Here is a 23,342-nt window from a genome sequence, read left to right as displayed (position 1 = left end):
TTTGATATATATATATATATATATACTTATTTATTTATATAAATACAATTCGTAGAATTCTAATAAATCTTTAATAGTTGTCCTTTTCACATTCTATTTCCGGAATAAACGGCTTTTAATAGCCATTTCTTTATTTTAGGATTGATATATATCATAGACATCAAATCCACATTCTCAAGAATATACTTGAATTTTTAAACGTTTTGGTGTATTATCATTGTAACATATTTGACACATCTTTTTGTGTTAAATAAAAAAAACATAAATTTGGGAGCGTGGAATACAAATCACGTACGTTTTTCGATGCATGAATCTCGATATTTTTTATCAACAGCCTCTCGAATAGAGATTTCTGCTGATTTTTTATTTAGAGAGAATGCTGATATTTTTTATCGGATATCCGTCATCATTTGACCCATTCCCAAAAACTTACATGAATGGATAATACCCGCATCCCGAACTCACCAAGGAGGCATCATGTTGATGAGAAAATCACTCTACCCAAGAAAAAAATCTACCCTGATCGCCATTTTAGCCGCATTGGCCATCTGTGGAACCCTGTCCGTATCAGCTGCCGACTCGACTGAAGAACCGGTTGGCGATACACTGGATCTAACAACGTCCGATACCACTCACAAAAATAAAGTGACCAATAACGGCAACTCCCAAAAGGATACGATTGCCATCGGTTTTGACAATACTGCCACAAACGGAGGATTAGCCATCGGTTCCAACAATACCGTAAGCAATGCAGCCCGCATGCATCTGGCCACGGCAATCGGTCGAAACAATACCGCCAATAATGATTCTGTCGTCGTCGGTCACAGTAACTCCGGGATCGGCGGCAGTGCCGTCTTCGGGTTCAATAACTACGGCAGCTCTTATGCCACGGTACTCGGTCTCAATTCTAAAGCGGCCGGTGGCATTGCAATCGGGAACGGAGCCAGAGCCGGTGCTTTCCAGATTTCTGATAAGCCGACGACCTCGACCATGATAAACTTTACGACAGCCATCGGCAATGGCGCCGTGTCCTTGAACGGGACATCGATTGGCTATCTGGCTAAATCAAATCTTGAAGGGCTTGCCTTAGGCACCGAAACAAACGCCCTGTACGGCGGCACGGCCCTCGGCAGCGGTGCTGCAACGGCAGAAAACACCTACTCCCTCTTCCATGCCGACGGTGTCGCCCTCGGTGACGGCGCCCAGGCCAACCGCAGTTACGGTGCCTATGGCTACGTCCCTCTCAGCGATACGGCTGCAACCTTAAAGACAGAAGACTCGATGGCCAATGATCTCGCCTTAGCGAAGCAAATGGGCGACTCTGTCTTAACAGCCGTACAGGGCTTCTACGATAAATACGGTGAAGACACCTATAAAGAGTGGAAATCACTGGCCTCAGAATATGAAAAGGCAGACATGGCCGCTAATAAGAAAAGAGTTGCCATGGAAGAGACCACCTATGCCTCTGAAGCCGACCGACTGAAAGACTACAACGAATTAAAGGTGTTAGAAACACAGACCGAAAATGCAAAAAACGCCTTATCGGCTTTTGAAAAGCAAAACAGTGGCATAAAAAATGCCATCCGCCTTAAAGAACATACCCTGTCCCCCTTCAAGGCTAACGGCAGTGCCGTCAGCATCGGCCGCTCCGCCGTCATCGCCGCCGACGGATCGGTTGTGACCAGAGCGATTACTCGCCAAATCACTAACCTGGCTGCCGGTACGGCTGACACGGATGCCGTCAACGTTGCCCAGTTGAAACAGGTAAAAACCTATGCCGACGGCATTGCTAATACCGTAAAAGAACTGACGGACAAAGTTGCTTCCGGCAGTCGCGACTTTGCCGGCGATGACCAGAATAAGGTCAGCGTCAAAGTCGGTGAAACCATGGAAATCACCGGCGGCGCTGCTACCACCAATCTGTCTGACGACAATATCGGCGTCGTAGCAAAAGGCGAAAACGGCGTTTCCATCAAATTGTCCAAAGACTTAAAAGGCCTCAATACGGCGGAATTCAACACCAGCATCACCGTCGGTACTGGAGACAGCAAGACGGTCATTACCGGTGATTCCATCCGCACGGGCAATACGACGATCAACAATAGCGGTCTTACCATTGTAAACGAAGACTCGTCGAAAAACATTACCATCCAGGATGGCAACATCAACATGGGCGGCAATGCCATTCACAACGTCGGCGAAGCAACCGAAGCCGGCGATGCCATCAATAAAGGCCAGTTCGATCGGACAATCAACAACTTCACCACCGGCATGAGTGAAATGAACAGCCGTATCGGCCAGATCGACCGCAATGTCAACCGCGTCGGTGCCGGTGCCGCTGCCTTGGCATCCCTCCATCCCTTGGATTTTGATCCCGATGACAAAGCATCCTTCGCCGTCGGCTTCGGCTCCTATAAGAGCGAACACGCTACTGCCCTCGGTGCCTTCTATCGTCCCAACGAAAACACCATGGTAAACCTCGCTGCAACCATCGGAAACAGTGATGATATGTACAGCGCCGGCGTTTCCTTTAAGATTGGCCCTGCTTCCCCTTACGCTCACATGAGTAAGTCGGAAATGGCCGTCAAGCTGGAAGAATTGACAGCTCAGAATCAAAAAATTGAAAGCCAGAACCAAGAACTCAATGAAAGATTAGCTAAATTAGAAGCCCTCGTCGCCGCTAAATAAGCTAACGCACTTACCAATCAGACATCCTTCGATACCATCGTCACATCGAAGGATGTCTTTTTCATTGAATTTTCATATGACGGTATATTTTCGTCATATCTCATTTATATTTCCCCCACCATTCAATAACTTTAGAACCGATTATTTTGTAGGAATTTTTCTGACAAGATTTCCATCTTCGGTAATCTATCATAAACGATGATCGACTATATAAAGCCATTTATAAGCTTTTAATTTTCGTAGGAATAATTCCTACAAAACATTCGTTTTTGTGACATGACAATGATATATTTAAATAAAAATCGTCATAAAGACTTGTATTTCACTTCAAATTGTAGTATTATACTCCATGGAAAATACATAGCAAAATGTATTTTATATTCCTACATATGAACTTGCATATTGCCGGTTCATTTATTTTTTACAGTTAAACAAGATATTTTTAATCATATTTAACCGTTAATTTGGACTAAAATTATTCATATTATCCGGTTAAAAAATAAAATGAGCCGATAAGCTGCCTAGTAGGAATCATCGAGGAGGATTTACGATTATGAAGAAAACAAAAAGATTTAGCCAAAAGAAAGTCACCCTGAGTACATGCTTAGCCGTACTGGCGATTTGCGGTTCCTTATCGGTCTCAGCCGCCGATCCCGTTACAATGGATTTAACATCGGGGACGGATCATCCGAATAAAGTATCATCCAGTTCCACGACGGCCGATACGGTAGCCATCGGCTTTGACAACCAAACGTATAATGGTGCCTTAACCATCGGCGATCACAACTACGCTATAAACACCGATACCACCGTTATTGGACGAAATAACAACGGCAATAACGGATCTGTCGTCGTCGGCTATGACAATAAAAGCACAGCCGCCGCTACCGTCGTCGGGCAAAGAAACCTCGGTACCAGCTGGGCCACCGTCGTCGGCCGAGATGCAAGGGGCGCCGGTGCTGTCGTTATGGGCATGCAAGCTAGCGGCGGTATTTTCAACATTGGCCAGTCAATGACCAATGACCAAACCACATCCTACTATTCAACGGCAGTAGGCAACTATGCCACGGCTCTCGTCGGGACAGCCATCGGGCATAAGGCCAAAGCAGATCACAGCGGCGTTGCCCTCGGTGCCAGTGCCAATGCCATGTACGGCGGTACCGCTCTCGGGAGAGGCGCTGCTACAGCGGAAAACACCTACTCCTACATCCGTTCTGACGGCGTCGCTTTAGGGGATAATTCCTACGCCAACCGCGGTTACGGTATCTACGGCTACGTTCCCCTCAAAGACTCAACAGATATTGTCAAGAGTATCTACTCAACAAGCGCGGCAACGGACTCGATGGCAAACGATATAGCCCTGGCCAACAAAACCGGCGATGACAGTGTCGTCACAGCCGTCACTAACTTCTACAATACATACGGTGAAGATGTCTATAATGACTACAAAACGGTTGAATCTGCCTATGAAAAAGCCGTCATGGCCTATGATAAACAGGCTGCTAAAATGAACAGCACGACCTACGCCACAGAAGCTGACCGGGCCGCCGACCTTGCCACACTCAACGACTTAGCTGCCGGTAAAAAAACGGCCATCGCCGCCTTGAATGCCTTCGAAAAAGAACACGACGGCATTGCTAAGGCTGTCCTCCGCAAAGACAGTGCCCTTTCCACCTATAAGGCAACGGCTGCTGCCGTCAGCTTAGGCTATGGTACGACCGACAGCAACGAAGCCGTTACTCGTCAGATCACCAACCTCGCTGCCGGTACGGCTGACACGGACGCCGTCAACGTCGCCCAGTTAAAACAGGTAGCCACCCTTGCCAATAATCACACGGCCATTACCGTAAACGGAAAAGCTCCGACAGCAGGAACCGACGGTGAACTTGGAGACTATGTCGGCGACAACAACCTGACCATGGCCGTGAAGGACGTAGACGGGCAGAAAACGTACGACTTAAAGTTGAGCAATAACCTCGTCATTGGTGAAAAAGGCACGGACGGCACCGATGGAACCGACGGCACAGCCGGCAGTATCGGCATCGTCGGACCGAAAGGTGAAGATGGCAAAAACGCCTATGCTGATATCTCCGTAAAAGATGGAGCTGACGGCCTTGACGGCGAAAGCCTTACCCGCATCGTTTACACTGATGAAAACAACCAGGAACATCAGGTAGCCACCCTCGATGACGGCTTGAAATTTACCGGCGATACAAAAGATGTAACCGTCGCCAAGAAATTGAACGAAACCCTTTCCATTACCGGCGGCATCAGCGATGCCTCTAAACTGAGCGATAACAATATCGGTGTCGTCGCAGACAGTAACGGCGGCTTAACCATTAAACTGTCCAAAGATTTGACCGGCATCAACAGCATTACAGGCCTTACCAATACGACTTGGGATGCTGCGAACATCGTAAGCGGCCGTGCAGCTACAGAAGATCAGCTGCAGTCCGTTGCCAGCGGCATTACCAATACGGTAAACGCCAATAAAGTCATTGCCGGCGATAACATCAGCGTTACGCCCAACAAAGACGGCAGCGGTACGACGGTTTCCTTAAAGAACGACATCACCTTAGGTGATAAAAATGATTCTTCTAAACAGGTAAGCATTAATGGTGACGCCGCTAAAGTCACAGCTGGCAGTGGCAACAATCAAGTCGCCATCGACGGCTCTAAAGGCCAGATGACGACGGGCGGCGGCATTGTCCTCGGCAATCAGACCGTTGAAGCAAAAAAAGCGGACGGCACGGTTGTAAAGAGTGAAACCGGAAGCTACCTCACCGGTCTCGATAACACGACCTGGAATCCGAACAACAATGGCTACGTAGCCGACCGGGCCGCTACGGAAGGTCAGCTTAAAAACGTATCCGATACGGTCAAAAACATCAGCGATACCATTGGCGTCATCGGCACCGGCACTCGCGACTTTGCCGGAGATGACTCGACCAATAAGGTCAGCGTAAAACTCGGCGAAACAATGAATCTCACCGGCGGTGCCGACGTCAATAATCTCTCTGACAACAACATCGGCGTCGTCGCCAACAGCGCCAAGAACGGCTTTGACATCAAATTGTCTAAAGACTTAAAAGGCCTCAATACGGCGGAATTCAACACCAGCATCACCGTTGGTACCGGCGACAACAAGACGGTCATCACCGGCGACTCCATCCGCACGGGAAATACGACGATCAACAACAACGGCCTGACGATCAATAATTCCGATCCTACGAAAAACATTACCATCCAGGATGGCAACATCAACATGGGCGGCAATGCCATTCACAACGTCGGCGAAGCAACCGAAGCCGGTGATGCCATCAATAAAGGCCAGTTCGACCGGACGATCAACAACATCGGTAACGGCATGAACGAAATGAACGGCCGCATCAACCAGATTGGCCGCGACGTCAACCGCGTCGGTGCCGGTGCCGCTGCCTTGGCATCCCTCCATCCTTTAGATTTCGACCCCGATGACAAGGGCTCCTTCGCCGTCGGATTCGGCTCCTACAAGAGCGAACACGCTGCCGCCCTCGGCGCCTTCTATCGTCCCAATGAAGACACCATGGTAAACCTTGCCGCTACCATCGGCAACAACGACAACATGTACAGCGCCGGCGTTTCCTTCAAAATCGGCTCTTCTTCCCCTTACGCTCACATGAGCAAGTCGGAAATGGCCGTTAAATTGGAATCGCAGGATAAAGAACTGACTGACCAGAATCAAAAAATTGAAGCCCTGGAAAGCCAGAATCAGGATCTCAATGCAAGACTTGCTAAATTAGAAGCTCTCGTAGCCTCTAAATAATACGATCTCCTCCTTACGAAAAAGACATCCTTTGACTTTCCCTTGCGTCAAAGGATGTCTTTTTTACGCTGGGTTTCAATGCCTCATTCCCAACGAGAATGATAAGGGTAAAATCTCAGTTGACAGGATAATAAAGTGGGATTATACTGAACTGTATTTAGCAAAATGCAGTTTCTTACAATAAAAAAAGGAGGCTATCATGCTATTCAAAACGATTAGTCGCCACCTTCTCGGCAAGCCTTTGGAGAATACCAAACTCGAGGGCGAACAGATGCCAAAATGGAAGGCCCTGCCTATTTTCTCATCGGATGCCCTGTCATCCGTCGGGTACGGGCCGGAACAGATTGCCATCGTCCTGGCTTCGGTACCGACCTTAGCGACATACCGTTATTTCGGACCTATCGTCTTAGCTATCATTGCCTTATTATTCATCGTTGCCCTGTCCTATACCCAAGTCGTCCGGGTCAATCCGGGCGGCGGCGGTTCTTACGGCATCGCCATGAAATACCTCGGTGTCTACCCGGCCCTCACGGCAGGAGCGGCGCTTCTGGCCGATTACATCCTGACCGTTGCCGTTTCCATTTCTTCAGGGACGGCGGCGCTGGTCAGTGCCTTTCCGGTCCTCCACCCTTATCACGTCTATCTCGACCTCGGCGTTCTCATCCTGATGATGATCGTCAACCTGCGCGGTACCAGGGAGGCCTCAACCGTCTTCGTCTGGCCGACGTACTTCTTCTTGGCTGCCATGGGGATCACCTTAATCGGCGGCTTCTATCAAATCTGGAACGGCACCCTAACGGCTCATACCGTCGCTGTCGAAACGGTAGCCCCATTGAATCAGGCCGCCCTGATGCTCATCGTCCTGCGGGCCTTTGCCAACGGCTGTAGTTCTATGACCGGCATCGAAGCCATTGCCAACGGCGTCACCATGTTCAAGACGCCTCAGCAAAAAAACGCCATCGAAACGACGGCTGTCATGGCCTGTATCCTGGCAATCATGCTCGGAGGCCTCGGTTACCTCATCATTTATCTTCACCTCTTACCGACACAAGGCTATACCCTGTTGTCTCTCCTTGTCGAAGATATCTTCAGCCGGACCTTGATTTACTACGTCATCCAGATTTTGATGATGGTCATCCTCTACATCGCCGCCAATACGGCCTATAACGGCCTGCCGCCGCTCCTTTCTTTCATGGCCGTCGACGGCTACGTCCCCCGCTACTTTGCCAACCGCGGTGAACGCCTGAGCTATTCTAACGGCATCCAAGTCCTGACGCTCATGGCCGGCATCTTGATCGTCCTCTTCCAGGGTAATATTGAGCACCTCATTTCCCTCTATGCCATCGGCGTATTCCTCTCCTTCACCATTGCCCAATCGGCCATGGTCGTCCACTGGAGACAATGCCGGGAACGAAACTGGCGCCTCTTTTCCGTCATCAACGGCTTCGGTGCCCTGGTCACGGCCTGCGTCGTCGTCATCGTCCTCATCACCAAATTCATCTACGGTGCCTGGATCATCGTCCTGCTCATCCCGACCTTGGTCTATATGTTCCTTAAAGTCCATCATCACTATGATGACGTCCGGGAACAGCTGTTGCTGACACCGGAGGAATACAGGAAGGTCATGACCACCGACTTAGGCCGCAATATCATCATCATCCCTATTGCTTCACCGACTCAAGCCGTAGCCAAAGCCATTCGCTACGCCAAGATCATCAGCGGTTCGAAAGATAAAATCTATGCCGTCAACGTCTACAGCGACGATGAACGGGGCAAAAAGATCAAAACCTTGTGGCAGCAGTTGGAACCTGACATCGAGCTCATCATGCTCCAGTCTCCCTATCGGCAGTTGACAGACCCGCTCATCACCTTTATCCAAGAGCTGCGGAAAGAGACGGCTCCCAAAGATACGATTACCGTCCTCATCCCGGAATTTGAAACGAAAAAATTATGGCACCGCCTGCTTCACAACCAGAGCGGCTGGCTGCTAAGACTCCGTACCCTGCCTTACTTAGACGTCGTCGTATCGACAGTCCCCCTGCAGTTTACGAAATAGCAATCAAGCAGCATCTACAACAAAGCCCCGTCGAAGGAAATTTCTTCGACGGGGCTTTCTGTTATGGAACTGTCATCGGGAGATGGTCAGTTATTTTTTATAGAGCATGCGGACCGAATTGAGGACACACAGGGCAGCGACGCCGGAGTCGGCGAATACCGCAGCCCACATGGAGGCGTAACCGGCAAAGCCGGCGACCATGACCAGCCCTTTGACGCCTAAGGCAAAGACTACATTTTGCTTGGCAATCTTCATCGTTTCTTTCGACAGATGAAGGGCCTTAGGAACGGCGCTGACTTTGGAATGCATGAAGACGACGTCAGCTGCTTCTACGGCCGCATCGGCACCGCTGTTCATAGCTGCCCCGACATCGGCCCCGGCCAGGACCGGCGCATCGTTGATGCCGTCGCCGACGAACATAACCGGACCGTATTTCTTACGAAGTTCATCCATTTGTCGTACCTTATCCTGAGGCAAGAGCTTGGCCCGGACGTCGTCGATACCGGTCTTGGAGGCGATGTAATCGGCAGCCTGCTGAGAATCACCGGTAAGCATGGCCGTCGTAATGCCCAGACCGGAAATAGCCTTAATGGCATCGACGGCATCTTCTTTGATCGTGTCGGACACGACCATACGGCCGGCATAGCGGCCATCGACGGCAACGAACAGTTCGGCACCGTATTCAGCCGCTTCTATCGTCGGCATAACCACGGCATGACCGTCCATGAGCTTCTGATTGCCGCAGAGGACGACGTGACCGTCAACGCTGGCCTTCAGACCCTGGCCGGCAAATTCTTCAACGGCTTCCGGTTGTGCCAAGGTCAAGCCTCGTTTTTCAGACGCTTCGACGACGCTGCGGGCAATGGGGTGGTTCGATGCCTGTTCCACCGATGCACTGAGGCGGAACACCTCTTCTTCGTCAAAGCCATCGGCCGGCAGGACCTGGTGGACGACGAAGTTTCCTTTGGTAATCGTCCCGGTCTTATCAAAGACGACAGCGCCGATATTTTTAAGCTGTTCGACGGCAATACCGCCTTTAAACAGGATGCCCTGCTTCGACGCGGCACCGATGCCGGCAAAGAAGCTGAGGGGCACGCTGAGTACCAAGGCGCAGGGGCAGCTGATGACAAGGAAGGTCAAAGCCGTATAAATCCAGTAATGCCATTCGCCCGTAATCAAGGACGGGATGATAGCCGTAGCCGCGGCGATCGCGACGACAGCCGGCGTATAAATGCGGGAAAAGCGAGTGATAAAGCGGTCGATCTTGGGTTTTCTGGCCGCCGCTTTTTCGACGGATTCCAAGATTTTAGTGACCATCGATTCCGCCAGTGGCTTGGTAACCTTGACGTGGAGGACGCCCGTCGTATTGATGCTGCCCGACATGACTTCAGTCCCTTCATGGCAGGTAACGGGAACCGGTTCCCCGGTCAGAGCCGACGTATCGAGAAGACTGTCGCCGGAGACGACGACACCGTCCAAGGGGATGCGGTCGCCGACGCGGACGACGGCAATGTCGCCTACAGCAGCATCACGAGCCGGAACTTCAACGGTGCTTCCGTCTTCCATAAGGCGGTGGATGACGTCAGGCCGCATATCGATAGCAGCCGCCACCTGTTTACGGCTGCGGTTTACAGCGCGATCTTCCATAGCTTCCCCGATACGGCTGAAGAGCATGACGGCAACGGCTTCCGGATAATCACCGATGGCGAAGGCCCCGATGGTAGCTACGGCCATGAGGAAATTTTCGTCAAAAGGCTGACGCTTCATGATATTTTCAGCCGCTTCGCGAAGGACACTATAGCCGAGGAGTAAATAAGCGACGATATAAGCGGGAAGTGAAAAAGCTTCGGGAACGAGGTCGGTTACATAGGTAATTAAAAAGACAAGGGTTCCGACGACCAGGGTCCACAAGGCGCCCCCTTCTTCCTCTTCTACTTCTTCATTGTGGCAGCAGCTGCAGGTACCGATAGAATCAAGACTGACCGATTCCTCACCCTCGCAGCAACTGCAGTGTTCTTCTTTTTCAACGTATTTGTCATCATGGTGATGATGACCGCAGCAAGTGCAGTTTTCTTCATGTAACGTATGCTCTGCCATAACGCAGCCCCCTTTTAAAAGACATTCTTTATATGCCTAATGATACCATTAAAATAACATATGTTCAAGTGTTCATATGTTATTTTATATACCATTTAAGCATCCAAAAAGGCTGTCCCATGCAAGATTTTTATCGCATGAAACAGCCTCTCTAGGTTCTATTTTCGATTAGAAAGTAAGACGCATCTGATGCCGGGCAGCATCAATGGCGGCCTGCATCAGTTTTCCGACATAGCCCTGACGGCGGCAGGACGAAATCGTATTTGACGCCAAAGATCACCTGCCAGGCCCCCTGGTCGTTGTGAAGAGACGCATCGGCATACATATCGTCCGTCAGGTCCGCTTCATCGAAAAGCAGCTAAAAATGATTGCCATAATGGGTCAGACGGTCTTTAAATTCGACGTCTGTCGCTGCGCTTCCGCAGGCGGAAAGCAATTGGCTCCAACGGCCGTAACGGCCTGTAAATCTCCTAATGTTGCTGTTCTTATGTTCAAAATAAACACCTCATATATCAAAAAAATCAGTTCACTGCCCACAGTGCCTCAACAAAAGATAGGTGTCATCAATCAGCCGACGGTACGGAGCCGGAATGCTTGCGGACCGCTTCATATATCCGGTTTAATCCTTCTTCAATAAGGGATCGCGGCATGGCCAGGTTCAAACGAACGAACCCTTTGGCATTGCCGACAAAGAGACTGTCACCGCCTTCAAGGAGTACGCCGGCCTTATTGGCAAAGAAGTCGGGGATATCGGCAATATCACTCAAGTAAGGGTTCATGTCTACCCAGGCCAGATACGTCGATTCCGGGATTTCAAAAGAAATGAGCGGTAGTTTTTCCGCCAGGAAGTCATGGACATATTGAAAGTTTCCATCGAGATAAGCTTTCATTTGTTTCAGCCACTCGCCGCCGTGCTCATAGGCAGCTTCATGAGCTGCCAGTGAAAGAGGGTTCAGGGCGCCGACATTTTTATCGCGCTTCACAAAAGTCCGGCGCAGCTTCCGATCGCGGATGATGATATCTGAAAACATGAGGCCCGCCATATTAAAGGTCTTGCTGGCTGACATGCAGGTAATGAGCCTCGGATAGGTCTCCATCATTTTTGCCATGGGAAGATGACGGACGCCGCTGCGCAGGAGGTCGCAGTGGATTTCATCACTGATGATCCATAAGTCATTTTCTTCCACGATATCGGCAACTCGCTTTAATTCGTCAGCCGTCCATACGCGGCCCGTCGGATTATGAGGATTGCACCAGATGACCAGTTTCATCGTAGGATCGGCGGCTTTTTGGGCAAAATCTTCAAAGTCTATCGTATAATGACCGTCTTCATCACGCCGCAAGGGAGAGCAGACATATTCTTTGCCGGAATATTCAGCCGCATGCTGAAAGAAGCCGTACGAAGGCGTCGTGATGAGGACCTTTTCATCGTCTTTTACAAGATTTTCGACGATTTCATATAAGGCCGGGATAACTCCGGAAGAAAAAGTTAATTCTTCTTTGGGAAATTCCCAATCGTACATCTTTTTGCACCAACCGGAAAAGACCTTATAATAAGAGTCATCATACAGGCCGGTATAGCCAAAAATCCGGCGGTCGATTCGGTCTTTCATGGCCCGGCAAATTTCCGGCGGCGTCGCAAATTCCATATCGGCTACCCACATGCGGATAAATTCGTCATCTTTAAAGGGAAATTTCTTTTTCCCTTCCACGTCCTTGAAAATATAGCTGCGGAAGCCGTCGGTATTTAAGGCCCGAGTCCCCCTTCTATCAATGATTTCATCAAAATCGTAATGCATTACAAACACCCCTTCTTTCCTCCAAAACCGGAAACAACCTGTTTCCGCGGACAATATGTTCGATGAACAAAGTATATCAAAGGCCTTGTGTGTCGTCAAAAAGGTATTTTCCGCTTAAGTGAATACGATTCCGCAAAAAAAAAAAGACCCTGCACTATTCCGAATGCAGGGTCTTCATGTAAGCGGTTGTTATCTCATACTATTTATTTCTATACGTGTTTCAAAAGGAGGAGAGTTTGGTTAGGAAACTCTTTGATTATCTGAGGATGGCACCGGAGATGATCATCTGCTGTACCTGGTTGGTGCCTTCATAAATCTGAGTGATCTTAGCGTCACGCATGTAGCGTTCAGCCGGATATTCACGAGTGAAGCCGTAGCCGCCGAATACCTGAACAGCATCGGTGGTAACCTGCATAGCTACGTCAGAAGCGTACTTCTTAGCGATAGCAGCATCGACGGAGTAAGATTTAACATCGGGCTGGGCCATCTTCCAAGCAGCCTGATATACAGCAAGGCGAGCCGTTTCAATCTTAAGTTTCATATCGGCGAGCATGAAGCTGATAGCCTGGAATTTACCGATCGGTTTGCCGAACTGCGTACGTTCTTTTGCATACTGGAGAGCTGCGTTATAAGCGCCTTCAGCGATACCGAGAGCCTGAGCACCGACGCCGATACGGCCGCCGTCGAGGGTCATCATAGCGATCTTGAAGCCTTCGCCTTCTTTACCGAGGAGGTTTTCAGCCGGGATTCTTACGTTCTGGAATACGAGTTCACGCTGTACGGAAGCGCGGATACCCATTTTAACTTCTTTTTTACCGTAGGTGAAGCCTTCCATGCCTTTTTCAACGATGAAAGCGCTCATGCCTTTAGCACCCTTCGATTTGTCCGTCGAAGCAAAGACAACGGTGATGTCGGCTTCGCCGCCGTTGGTGTTGAATACTTTAGAACCGGTCAAGGTGTAGCTGCCGTCTTCGTTCTTAACAGCTGCCGTAGAACCGTTCAGGGCATCGGTACCGGCGTTCGGTTCGGTAAGACCGAAAGCGCCGAGTTTCGTGCCTTCTGCCAAGGGTTTGAGGAATTTAGCTTTCTGTTCGGCCGTGCCGAATTTCCAAATCGGCCAGGAGCAGAGCATGGTATGTACTTCGAAGCTGAGGGCAATGGAGGGGTCGACTTTAGCGACTTCTTCGCAGGCTACAACGAGGCTGAGGAAGTCAGCGCCAACGCCGCCGTTTTCTTCTTCCCAGGGAATACCGAGAAGGCCGAGGGTGCCCATTTCATCGAGGATAGCGCGGTCAAAAACTTCTTTTTCATCGCGGTCTTTTACAGTAGGAGCTAATTTTTTTTCAGCAAAATCTTTTGCGAGATTGGCAATATCTTGCTGTAATTCAGAAAGTTTAAAATCCATGATTGAATTTCCTCCTAAAAGATTATATGTATATCTTTATATTTAAAAACGGCGAGGCCGTCTTTAAAGCAACATTGATAGCCCAAAGCCCGCTAGAAACGGGCTTCAAGCTATGCATCCTGCCAGGGAAGACAGGTTATATTGTGGCCGGCTCCTCACGGGGTCCCGCCCAAGTGAAACCAAGGCTTAGAGAATTTCCGAGAAGGCCTGGATACGCGTGCGGAGCTGTTCCAGAGACGGAGATTCAATATCGAGGTCGAGGACGGTGTAGCGGACACCGGCTTCTTCAAATTCCGGTTTGTAAATCGGATAGTCAAATTCTTCAGGATCGCAGAAACGCATCATGCAGACGACGACAGCGTCGGCCTTGTATTTCTTGGTCATGTCGATGAGCATCTGTCCGCGCGGTTTGTCCGGATTCAGGGCCAAGGGGCAGCCGTCGAAATCCTGCCACTGCTGAGCGAGCTGTTCCAAGGGATCGATGCCGGACGGTACATCCGTACGGAACTGACGGGATTCCTGAGCCAGGTCGTCGGCAACGACGGCAATGTTGAATTCGCTGAAGATATCGAGGAATTCATCCGGTTCGGCCATGATGCCCGAAAGGACGACTTTCTTGCCATTCCACGGCTGTACCGGTTCTTTCTTGACGGCGTCGATGAGCTGACGAATGAGGGTCGTGTGTTCTGCCTTGTCCATGAACCAACGAGCTTTGATGACGTCGTGACGTTTTACCGGCGTGAAGATTTGCGGATACTGAGCGGCAACGTCGCAGAATTCGCGCATAGCACGGCGGTTTTCGTTGTATACGTTGATGGCTTCCTGGATGGCAAGGTCGGAAATCTTGACGCCGAGGATGCGTTCCAATTCAGCGCGGACGTGTTCGTATTCGGCTTTGAGGAAGTCGACGGCCGGGCGAATCTTGCGGTTCTGCGGATGGGTAAATACGATGACCGGAGCCTTGCCGTGCCATTTCTGGCTCATGCAGCGCAAGGTGTCGCAGGGTACGGAGAAGATGACGGCATCGAGGCAGTCATAAGTACCGTTGAGCTGGAGTTCCATATCGGCCTGCATCAAGGAACAAGCAAAGGGAGGCAGATAGGTACGGGCAGCGGCAATCTGCGGTTTCTGGGCACCGAACATACCGACAGGGAGACAGCCGGCTGCGTATACGATTTCTTCCGGGGCATAGTAAGGCATCATGCCGACCAGGCGTTTGCCCTGACTTTTATAGTTTAAAACCGTCTTTTGAGGATGGTTGGATACTTCTTGAAATTTGCTGATAAGTTCATCAATCTGACTCATTAGTGATTTCCTCCTTCACTGGCTTTTTTATCTGCCATCATTTCGGTCAAAGCTTCGACACGGGTATCGAACTGAGCTTCTGAGAAGTTTCGGGCATCGGTCTGGTCACCGTCGAAGATGACATACGGTACGCCGAGGTTCTTCTGAACGCGCTGGCCGCCTTCGTTGTTGAGGAGGCTCATGTTCTTGCAGGAACGGTTCTGATGCATGATCAGGCCGTCGCATTTGCCGTCGCGGACAACTTTTTCAAGAACGGCACCGCGCTGTTCGAGGCAGCAGTTGATATAGGTTCGGGAATAAGCTTCTGCCATGGATTCGAGGTTGCCCGGTTCATAAGAAACGTCCCACATGCCGGGATAAGCAGAACCGGTCATGAGAGCGCCCTGACCCTTGAGTTCTTTAAAGGTATGGCCGAGAGCGATCCAAACGGCAATGCCTTCCCAGGTAACACGAGATTTTTCATTGTCGCCGAAGGCCCATTTCTTATTGGCAACTTTTTCATCCAATTCCTTGAGGAATTTGTTGAACGTGATTTCAGAGTAGTTCAAAGAACGAGCGGCAACGGCGAGACCCATGTAGTTGAAGAGGTCAAAACCGTTGAGCGGCGACGGTTTGTATTTGAAGTAGGTCGCAATCTTGTTCCAGGCAGCGATGGAGCGCTGAGTCTGTTTCTGGACTTCAAAGAATTTTTCATAGTCAAAGGGGCGGCCGCAGAGTTCTTCGAGCTGAGAAATAGCATGTTTGAATTCGCCGACGATGTACTGTTTAGCGTGTTTCGTAACCGGGAATTCATGGTTGAACGGTACGTCGATGTTGATGAGAGGAACGTTCAGTTCTTTGGCCAAGTTTTCATACCATTTGAGGAGGGTATTGCAAATATTGTTGCACGTGAGGACGACGTCCGGAAGGGGAATGGGAGAAGCCGGAGAATTCTTCAAGACTTCCGGAGTTTTGCCCGTAAGGGCTTCCTGTTTGATGAGTTCCATATAGCCCATGTTGACGCGGCAGTAGGAACAGATATCCTGGTTATAGCCTTTATTTTCGGCAACTTCGAGCATAGCCGGAGCACCATGACGGGCACCGATGCCGGCAGCGTGAGTTTCCGGATAGACGATGGCAATATCCATGGCCGTGCAGAATTCCGGAGGTGCTACCGAGGCGGACCAGCAAACGAGGCGGCCTTCTTTTTTAGCTTTGCGTGCGTCTTCATCGACTTTCGGCAAGAAGTAACCAAGGGCGTCCTTGGCGCTCATGCTTTCAATATCTACTGTTTTTTCTTCACTCATGATTCTGTTCTCTCCTTTGACTTATTTCTTGATTTTATCATAAGCAATCAGAGCGGCTCCCAAGGCGCCAACGGCCTGAGGATGGAGGGCTACTCTGACAGGGATACCTAATTCTTTCGATACGGCATCGACGACACCGGGGTCGCGGGAACCGCCGCCGGTCATGGTCAGGTCACCGCCGACACCGACGCGGCGCACGAGGGCGCAGGCCTTGGCAGCAATGGACTGATGGACACCGGCTACGATGTCTTCTTTAGGGATGTTCTTCGACAAGAGGGAAATGACTTCCGATTCTGCAAAGACCGTGCAGGTACTGCTGACAGCCGCCGGATGCTTCGATTTGAAGTACCAGTCCCCCATTTCAGACATGGGGATTTCCAGTACCTTGGACATGACGTCGAGAAAACGGCCCGTACCGGCAGCGCATTTGTCATTCATGGCAAACTGCATGACCAGTCCCTGACTGTTAAGTTTAATCGACTTGACGTCCTGACCGCCAATATCGAGGATGGTCGTCGTGCCCGGGCATTCGAAGAGAGCGCCTTTAGCATGACAGGTAATTTCGCTGACTTCGCCCTTGGCGCAGTCGACGTTGAAGCGGCCGTAACCAGTGGCGATGATATTGGCCATATCTTCTATCTTTAAGTTCGTCTTTTCAAAGACTTCGTCCAAGACCCGTTCCGGACCGGATGAACCGGTACCGATTTCAACGACGGCTTGGGCAATGATTTTCTTGCCGTCTTCCAAAATGACGGCTTTCGAAGAAGACGAACCAACATCGATTCCGAGAGTATACATGATGGTCACCTTTTTTCACAAAAATCAATTCTGAAACGGATTGGGATTGCTGCGATTGATGGGCGCAACGGTTTGGACGTATTCGACGAGGATACCGGCGTCCGTGCTGGGACGGCGGAAGTTGACGACGATGTCGTCCGTTCCCTGGACGGCTTTCTTTTCCAGCATACAGCCTTCTTGCTGGCCTTCCATGATCTGCCGTACTTTTTCGACGTCGTCGACTTCAAAGGCAATGTGGGCAATACCGCCTTTTCCGTGATTGAAGTCCTTCAATACCCCTTCCCGAGGGATGATGAATTCAATGGGCGTACTGTTTTTATCTTTCTTCGTAAAGATAAGGTCGGCATGGTAGGCATCGACGAAGCCGGCATAGTCGACTTCAAGGCCATTCGTTTCTATGAAATCATGGGCCTTTTCCAAGGTCGGCAGGACGATGCCGATATGGTGGAGCCGCATGGGATGCCACGGTTCACGGAGCTTTCCTTTTTCAGCCCCCATGGCCTTTACGAAGGGATCTTCGCCGCGGCCTGTAATGGGTGCCGTCGTCTGAACGTATTCGACGAGGATACCCTGGTTGGTCGAAGGGCGGCGGAAGTTGACGATGATGTCGTCCGTCCCCTGTACGGCTTTCTGTTCCAGCATGCAGCCCGGGCACTTGGCTTCCATTTCTTTACGGACGCCTTCGACGTCGTCGACTTCAAAGGCGATGTGCGCGATGCCGCCGCGGCCGCCGTTGAATTTGGTAAGGACCCCGGAGTGCGGGATGATCATTTCAATCGGGCTTGCATAGTCACCGAATTTCGTGAAGATCAGATCGGCCTGATAGGCGTCGACATAACCGGCATAGTCGATTTCAAGGCCGTTATTCTGCATGAATTCGTGGGCTTTTTCTAACGTCGGCAAGACAATGCCTACGTGATGGAGTCTCATTGGTTTCATAGTAAGGTCTCCTTTACAGCGAGAGATTTATTTTTTCAGTCCCATGGGACCGTCCTGGAAGATGCGGGCGTCCATGGTTTTGGGGTTATTGATAATCGGTTTGAAGTCCATGTGAGCCAAGATATCTTTTTCGATATCGATGCCCGGCGCGACTTCGATGAGGGCCAGCCCGTCTTTGGTCAATTCAAAGACGCATCGTTCGGTAATGTAGAGAACGCGTTTGCCATTGCGGGCGGCATAGGAACCGTTGAAGGTAATCTGATCGACGGCCTTGATGAATTTCTTGGCCTTGCCTTCTTTTAAGATCTTGACCTTACCGTCTTCCACAGCTACTTTCAAGCCGCCCGCCGTAAAGGTGCCGCAGAAGAAAACATTTTTGGTCTGCTGAGAAATATTCGGGAAACCGCCGCAGCCGGCAACGTGAGTGCCGAACTTGCTGACGTTGATGTTGCCCGTGCTGTCGCACTGAGCCAGTCCCAAATAAGCCATATCCAAACCGCCGCCATCGTAAAAGTCAAACTGATACGTATGGTCGATGATGGCATCGGCATTGCGGGAGGAACCGAAGCGAACACCGCCCTGCGGTACGCCGCCAATGGCACCGCCTTCGACGGTAAGGGTAATCGTATCGGCAATCCCTTCTTCACCGGCAACGGAGGCAACGTATTCCGGAGCACCGACGCCGAGGTTGACGACGGCATTTTCGGTCAGTTCCAAGGCACCGCGGCGACCGATGATTTTCTTGGCACTCATGGGAAGGGCTTCCTCGGCAGCGCCTTCCGGAGCCCGATGTTCGCCGCTTAAAGACGGATCATACTGACAGTCATAGGTCTGCTGATGATCTTCCGGAGCGGCGATGACGACATCGTCGACATAGATACCGGGAATCTTGACCATCCGCGGATCGAGACTGCCGTGAGCGACGACGTCTTTGACCTGAACGACGACCTTGCCGCCGCAGTTGTGAACGGCCTGAGCCACGGAAATACTTTCGAAAGGCCCGATTTCTTCGTCCATCGTAATATTACCCGATTCATCGGCATAGGTGCCGCGAAGGAAGGCGACCTGTACGGGGAAGGTCGGATAGAACAGCTGTTCATGGCCTTCAACTTCAATCAGTTTAACCAAGTCTTCCTTGGTTACGTCGTTCAGTTTGCCGCCGAGCTGGCGGGGATCCAAGAAAGTTTCCAAACCGATGTCGGTGAAGACGCCAAGCTTGTGGCCGGCCAAAGCACGGAACCAATGAACGAGGGTGCCCTGAGAAAAGTTATAGGCTTCGATTTTATTATCGACAGCCAATTTCCCGATAGCCGGTACGGTCTGCCAGTGACCGATGATGGCTCGTTTTAAAAGTCCCGTATGAGCCAGGTGTTCGGCAGCACGACCATCGCGAATCCCTTGAGAACCTGCGTAAATATAGGTGAGATTCTGCGGTGTATTCGTTTCCAAAAACCGTTTTTCCAAGGCTTTGGTCAACGCTTCCGGATGGGCGCTGCTGACAAACCCGATCGATGTGATCGTATCGTTATCCTTTACCAGCTGAGCTGCTTGTTCAGCCGTAATGATGTTAACTTTTCTCATTCCCCTGATTGCCTCCTGCACATTGAATGGTTCGACATGATATCGTTCATTCTTTGTGAAAATTTTCCATATCTCAATTACTTAATAGAATGATATCACTTAAAATCGATAACGTCAACGAATATTATTGAGAAAGTTCATTTTATGGAATGAATAATCTATAAATTAATTCCGTTTAAGAATTAATAGTTTTGATAGGAAAACTCGAATCTATTCTGTAAGCATTCCTCATTAAAAATTTACAATGGCTTTACAACGACGACCTCTCGTCTTTTATGTCCTCCTTCAAAATATGGAGCCCATCTTGTTCCCAATAATCAATATCATAAATATAAAAAGTGTCCTGAAATTTGCATGATTAAAAAGTACTGTCTCTTTTCAATTATGATAATTAGGCATGGTTCGTGAATTTCAGTACTAAGTTTGTTTGAGGAATAGTTTGTATTAAGAACATTATAGTGTATCGATTCCTGACAACAAAAAAAGCGGACACGACATACATCGTGTCCGCCTCTCCCCTAGTGATTCAGGGAATAAAGGCCTGACCAAAATAAACGACTCCCCCTAAAATAAGGATATACGGGATATATACTTTCACAATAGCCTGTAAAATCTCATTATCCTTCCCCTTTAGGGAAATCGCCCCGACAGCAATGGCAATGCTCTGCGGCGAAATCATCTTGCCGGCACAAGTTCCGGCTGCATTCGCCGCGGCCAACCAACCTTTATCAGCATTGATGGCGACAGCTGCATCAGTCTGAAGATTGCCAAACAAAACGTTGCTCGACGTCCCGGAACCGGTGATGAAGGTACCGATCGACCCGACCAAGGGCGCAATGGCCGGGTACAAGGATCCCGTCGCATTGACAGCCGTCTGCGCGATTTCTGAAGTCATACCGCTGTATCCCATAACCTTTGCCGTTGCAATGACGGCAATGATGGTAATGATCGTACTGCGAAGGCCTACAATGGTACGACCGAGGACGGTCAGCATTTCCCCAAAGCCGGAGGACTGCACCTTGCCGCTGATAAAGGCTGCCAATAGGATGAGAATCCCCGGCGTATTCACCCATACAAAGGTATAGGGAACGCCGCCTTCACCGGTATAAATCGAGACCGACGATTTAATGGCCATGAGTGGGCCATATATGAAGGGCACGAGCTTCGACGTCATCAGCAGAAAGATAAAGATCAGAATAAAAGGCAGACAGGCCAGCAGCCCCCCTTTAAGCGGGACATGGGCCGGATGGATATCCATGGTGTATTCCGGTGCCTCACTCGATTGAAACCGGGAATACAAGATAATGACGGCCATAATGACGACCGATGACCCCATGACGGCCAGCTCAGGACCGACAAAGGATGAAATGATGAGCTCCGGTACGGCTAAAGCCAGTCCGGACAGCAGCGTAATCAGGAAGACGCCTTTCAAGGCTTTCAGGGATCCGCCGATAATAAGGACGATGAGAAAAGGACAAATCAGATTGAGCGGCAGCAGCTGCAGGCTAATATAGGAAGAAATCCGAATGGGATCGAGACCGGTCAGATTGGCCAGGGTACTGGCCGGAATCCCAATAGAGCCATACGTCGTAGGAACGGAATTAGCGACTAAACAGACGAGAATGGACTTAATAGGATTGAAGCCAAGGGCCGCCAACATCGACGCCGGAATCGCAATGGCCGTACCGAAACCGGCCATGCCTTCCATGAAGGCACCGAAACCCCAGGCAATGAGAAGGGTCAGGATGCGGCGGTCCTTGCTGACTGTCGTAAGCATATGTTTGATAATATCCATACTCTTCGTATGTACGGCGAGATTATACGTAAAAATCGCCGCGATGATAACCAATAAAATAGGCCAGCACGCCAGGGCCACGCCTTCTAAGGCCGCCGAAGCGGCATCTTGCCCATCCATTTGATACGCCGTCAGTGCCACGGCTAAGGCAAGTACCAAGGCAATGGGACAGGCCTTAAAGCCCGGCATCTTAAAGAAACCCAGCGATAGGATAAGCCATAGAATCGGGGATAATGCCAATAAAAATACCATCATAGAGATTCTTCCTTTCTTTTCTAAGTCATTAAATTCTAAAATAGAATCAATTTTAAAAATATTAATTCTATAATAACATGATATGATTATATACCAAGCAGGAAGAATAAATCAATTTATTTTAATCATATTAAAAGCGGCCGAACCGGCAGTCTGCCGGCAGAACGAGGGACGCGCTTCATATCGGCCGGACTATTTTTTCAAAAAAAAGCTATCCCAAACAAAAGGGATAGCTTTACGGTACATCGGCACTCACTCATCGTCTTTTTGAATATAAACGACTCGCTGCGGATACGGAATATCAATGCCGTTGGCATCAAAGGTGTCCTTGACCTTGGACATGGTATCGTAGAATACAGGCAGGTAATCGGCCTTGGCAACCTTCGGATAGGCTGCAATTCGCACCGAGTTGTCACCGAATTCCTTGATTCCGATTTCTAAATCGTCGGCGTTGAGGATACGAGGTTCCTCTTTAAAGATCTGTTTCAATAAGGCGATTGCCTTATGGTGATCATTGTTATAGCCAATATCAAATAAGAAGGTAATATAGCGCTCCGTTTGATATGAGCTATTGGAAACTTGAGACGTCGTAATCGTCGAATTCGGGATAAAAACGGTCTTGTTGTCCTTGGTGGTAATGGCCGTATTCAGCATTTGAATGCCCTTGACACTGCCTTCTACACCGCCGACAGCGATCCAGTCACCGGCTTTAAAGGGCTTAAAGACTAAAATCAACAGGCCTGACGCAAAGTTTGACAGGTTGCCCTGCAAAGCTAAGCCGACAGCCAAGCCGAAGGCACCGAAGGCGGCCAAGAAGGAATTCGTAGGAATCCCCAGCTTGTTGAGAGCCGACAAGAGGACAATGGCCATGAGGGCATAGTAAATAATTTGACTGACAAAGGTAATGACTGTATGGTCATAATTGGCATGGGTCATCATGCGAATGGCCAGTTTTTTTATAGCTCCGGCGATATAGCGACCGATGATGAAGATGATGATGGCCGCAATGATGTCCGGCGCATAATCCACCAGGAAATCATTGAATTGGCCAAGGGCCGAAACGCCTTCCGTAACTTGGTTCTTAACGTCAGCCCGGACGGTGCTGGCAGCCTGGACCGTATTGGCAGCAAGATTCATAGACAGTACCTCCTGTGTACGCACATACAGAAAAAGCAAATTATAAAACTATGTGCCATTATTATATCATGAAAAGCCCCCGGATGCTCCCCTCGGACAACAAAAAAGAAGCTATAACAGCCGGAGAAAATCTCACAGCCATTATAGCTTCTGTTAACAGATACCTGCGTATCTGCTGGGTGTATGGTAATTAGCCTTCGATTTCGGAAACGACGCCGGCACCGACGGTACGGCCGCCTTCACGAATAGCGAAGCGGAGACCGGCTTCGATAGCAATCGGAGTGATCAATTCGACGTCCATTTTGACGTTATCGCCAGGCATGCACATTTCAGTGCCTTCCGGAAGCTGGATGACGCCCGTTACGTCCGTTGTACGGAAGTAGAACTGCGGACGAT

At 49.8% G+C, this 23,342-nt stretch carries 15 protein-coding genes; 3 read left to right on the top strand and 12 right to left on the bottom strand.

What is annotated here, in order from left to right; translation table 11 throughout:
* Positions 1–477 precede the first annotated feature (477 nt).
* The 3 genes from UCI88_RS09865 to UCI88_RS09855 all read left to right on the top strand — a co-directional run bounded on the left by UCI88_RS09865 (position 478) and on the right by UCI88_RS09855 (position 8,549).
* Entirely contained in the window at positions 478–2,688 is a 2,211-nt protein-coding gene (locus UCI88_RS09865; RefSeq protein WP_256179806.1) for a YadA-like family protein, read from the top strand.
* Between the two features lie 553 nt (positions 2,689–3,241).
* On the top strand, positions 3,242–6,493 hold the full coding sequence (locus tag UCI88_RS09860) for a YadA-like family protein (protein WP_256179807.1): 3,252 nt from the start codon (positions 3,242–3,244) through the stop codon (positions 6,491–6,493).
* Between the two features lie 199 nt (positions 6,494–6,692).
* Positions 6,693–8,549 (top strand): APC family permease, encoded by a 1,857-nt coding sequence (locus UCI88_RS09855; RefSeq protein WP_256179808.1) that lies wholly within the window; start codon positions 6,693–6,695, stop codon positions 8,547–8,549.
* Between the two features lie 90 nt (positions 8,550–8,639).
* On the opposite strand, the gene UCI88_RS09850 is transcribed toward UCI88_RS09855, so the two are convergent.
* From UCI88_RS09850 to UCI88_RS09795, 12 genes are all read right to left on the bottom strand, one after another.
* Complete coding sequence (locus tag UCI88_RS09850; RefSeq protein ID WP_256179809.1) at positions 8,640–10,646, bottom strand: heavy metal translocating P-type ATPase; 2,007 nt, start codon at positions 10,644–10,646, stop codon at positions 8,640–8,642.
* A gap of 168 nt (positions 10,647–10,814) precedes the next feature.
* Positions 10,815–10,919: an N-acetyltransferase gene (locus tag UCI88_RS09845; protein ID WP_256179810.1), complete on the bottom strand. Its 105-nt coding sequence runs from the start codon at positions 10,917–10,919 to the stop codon at positions 10,815–10,817.
* A gap of 290 nt (positions 10,920–11,209) precedes the next feature.
* Positions 11,210–12,445 (bottom strand): MalY/PatB family protein, encoded by a 1,236-nt coding sequence (locus tag UCI88_RS09840; protein WP_256179811.1) that lies wholly within the window; start codon positions 12,443–12,445, stop codon positions 11,210–11,212.
* A gap of 256 nt (positions 12,446–12,701) precedes the next feature.
* Positions 12,702–13,850: an acyl-CoA dehydrogenase gene (locus tag UCI88_RS09835; RefSeq protein ID WP_044502857.1), complete on the bottom strand. Its 1,149-nt coding sequence runs from the start codon at positions 13,848–13,850 to the stop codon at positions 12,702–12,704.
* A 186-nt stretch (positions 13,851–14,036) separates the two neighbouring features.
* Positions 14,037–15,155, bottom strand: coding sequence for a 2-hydroxyacyl-CoA dehydratase subunit D (locus UCI88_RS09830; RefSeq protein ID WP_302357509.1), 1,119 nt, complete (start codon positions 15,153–15,155; stop codon positions 14,037–14,039).
* Entirely contained in the window at positions 15,155–16,441 is a 1,287-nt protein-coding gene (locus UCI88_RS09825) for a 2-hydroxyacyl-CoA dehydratase subunit D (RefSeq protein ID WP_044502859.1), read from the bottom strand. Before UCI88_RS09825 ends, UCI88_RS09830 begins: the two co-directional genes overlap by 1 nt.
* Positions 16,442–16,462: 21 nt before the next feature.
* The gene (locus tag UCI88_RS09820; protein WP_044502860.1) at positions 16,463–17,239 is read right to left on the bottom strand and encodes an acyl-CoA dehydratase activase; all 777 of its coding nucleotides are present in this window, start codon (positions 17,237–17,239) and stop codon (positions 16,463–16,465) included.
* Between the two features lie 24 nt (positions 17,240–17,263).
* Positions 17,264–18,178: a VOC family protein gene (locus UCI88_RS09815; protein WP_044502861.1), complete on the bottom strand. Its 915-nt coding sequence runs from the start codon at positions 18,176–18,178 to the stop codon at positions 17,264–17,266.
* A gap of 27 nt (positions 18,179–18,205) precedes the next feature.
* Positions 18,206–19,759 (bottom strand): propanoyl-CoA transferase Pct, encoded by a 1,554-nt coding sequence (gene pct / locus UCI88_RS09810; RefSeq protein ID WP_044502862.1) that lies wholly within the window; start codon positions 19,757–19,759, stop codon positions 18,206–18,208.
* Between the two features lie 526 nt (positions 19,760–20,285).
* Positions 20,286–21,806 carry an L-lactate permease gene (locus tag UCI88_RS09805; protein ID WP_256179816.1) on the bottom strand — a complete coding sequence of 507 codons (1,521 nt, stop codon included), beginning with the start codon at positions 21,804–21,806 and terminating at the stop codon, positions 20,286–20,288.
* 255 nt (positions 21,807–22,061) lie between these two features.
* The gene (locus tag UCI88_RS09800; RefSeq protein ID WP_256179813.1) at positions 22,062–22,946 is read right to left on the bottom strand and encodes a mechanosensitive ion channel family protein; all 885 of its coding nucleotides are present in this window, start codon (positions 22,944–22,946) and stop codon (positions 22,062–22,064) included.
* A gap of 190 nt (positions 22,947–23,136) precedes the next feature.
* Positions 23,137–23,342, bottom strand: a 206-nt coding sequence (locus UCI88_RS09795; RefSeq protein ID WP_462677392.1) for an EF-Tu C-terminal domain-related protein, incomplete at its 5' end; no start/stop codon positions are given.

Source organism: Megasphaera massiliensis (assembly GCF_036305205.1).
GTDB classification, from domain to species: domain Bacteria; phylum Bacillota; class Negativicutes; order Veillonellales; family Megasphaeraceae; genus Megasphaera; species Megasphaera massiliensis.
The sequence above is the reverse complement of the archived record's forward strand: the minus strand, read 5'-3'. Positions and strand labels throughout refer to the sequence as shown.

Coding starts and splice junctions, on each gene's coding strand:
- UCI88_RS09865 (WP_256179806.1), top strand. CDS start 478: ATGTTGATGAGAAAATCACTCTACCCAAGAAAAAAATCTACCCTGATC.
- UCI88_RS09860 (WP_256179807.1), top strand. CDS start 3,242: ATGAAGAAAACAAAAAGATTTAGCCAAAAGAAAGTCACCCTGAGTACA.
- UCI88_RS09855 (WP_256179808.1), top strand. CDS start 6,693: ATGCTATTCAAAACGATTAGTCGCCACCTTCTCGGCAAGCCTTTGGAG.
- UCI88_RS09850 (WP_256179809.1), bottom strand. CDS start 10,646: ATGGCAGAGCATACGTTACATGAAGAAAACTGCACTTGCTGCGGTCAT.
- UCI88_RS09840 (WP_256179811.1), bottom strand. CDS start 12,445: ATGCATTACGATTTTGATGAAATCATTGATAGAAGGGGGACTCGGGCC.
- UCI88_RS09835 (WP_044502857.1), bottom strand. CDS start 13,850: ATGGATTTTAAACTTTCTGAATTACAGCAAGATATTGCCAATCTCGCA.
- UCI88_RS09830 (WP_302357509.1), bottom strand. CDS start 15,155: ATGAGTCAGATTGATGAACTTATCAGCAAATTTCAAGAAGTATCCAAC.
- UCI88_RS09825 (WP_044502859.1), bottom strand. CDS start 16,441: ATGAGTGAAGAAAAAACAGTAGATATTGAAAGCATGAGCGCCAAGGAC.
- UCI88_RS09820 (WP_044502860.1), bottom strand. CDS start 17,239: ATGTATACTCTCGGAATCGATGTTGGTTCGTCTTCTTCGAAAGCCGTC.
- UCI88_RS09815 (WP_044502861.1), bottom strand. CDS start 18,178: ATGAAACCAATGAGACTCCATCACGTAGGCATTGTCTTGCCGACGTTA.
- pct (WP_044502862.1), bottom strand. CDS start 19,759: ATGAGAAAAGTTAACATCATTACGGCTGAACAAGCAGCTCAGCTGGTA.
- UCI88_RS09805 (WP_256179816.1), bottom strand. CDS start 21,806: ATGGTATTTTTATTGGCATTATCCCCGATTCTATGGCTTATCCTATCG.
- UCI88_RS09800 (WP_256179813.1), bottom strand. CDS start 22,946: ATGAATCTTGCTGCCAATACGGTCCAGGCTGCCAGCACCGTCCGGGCT.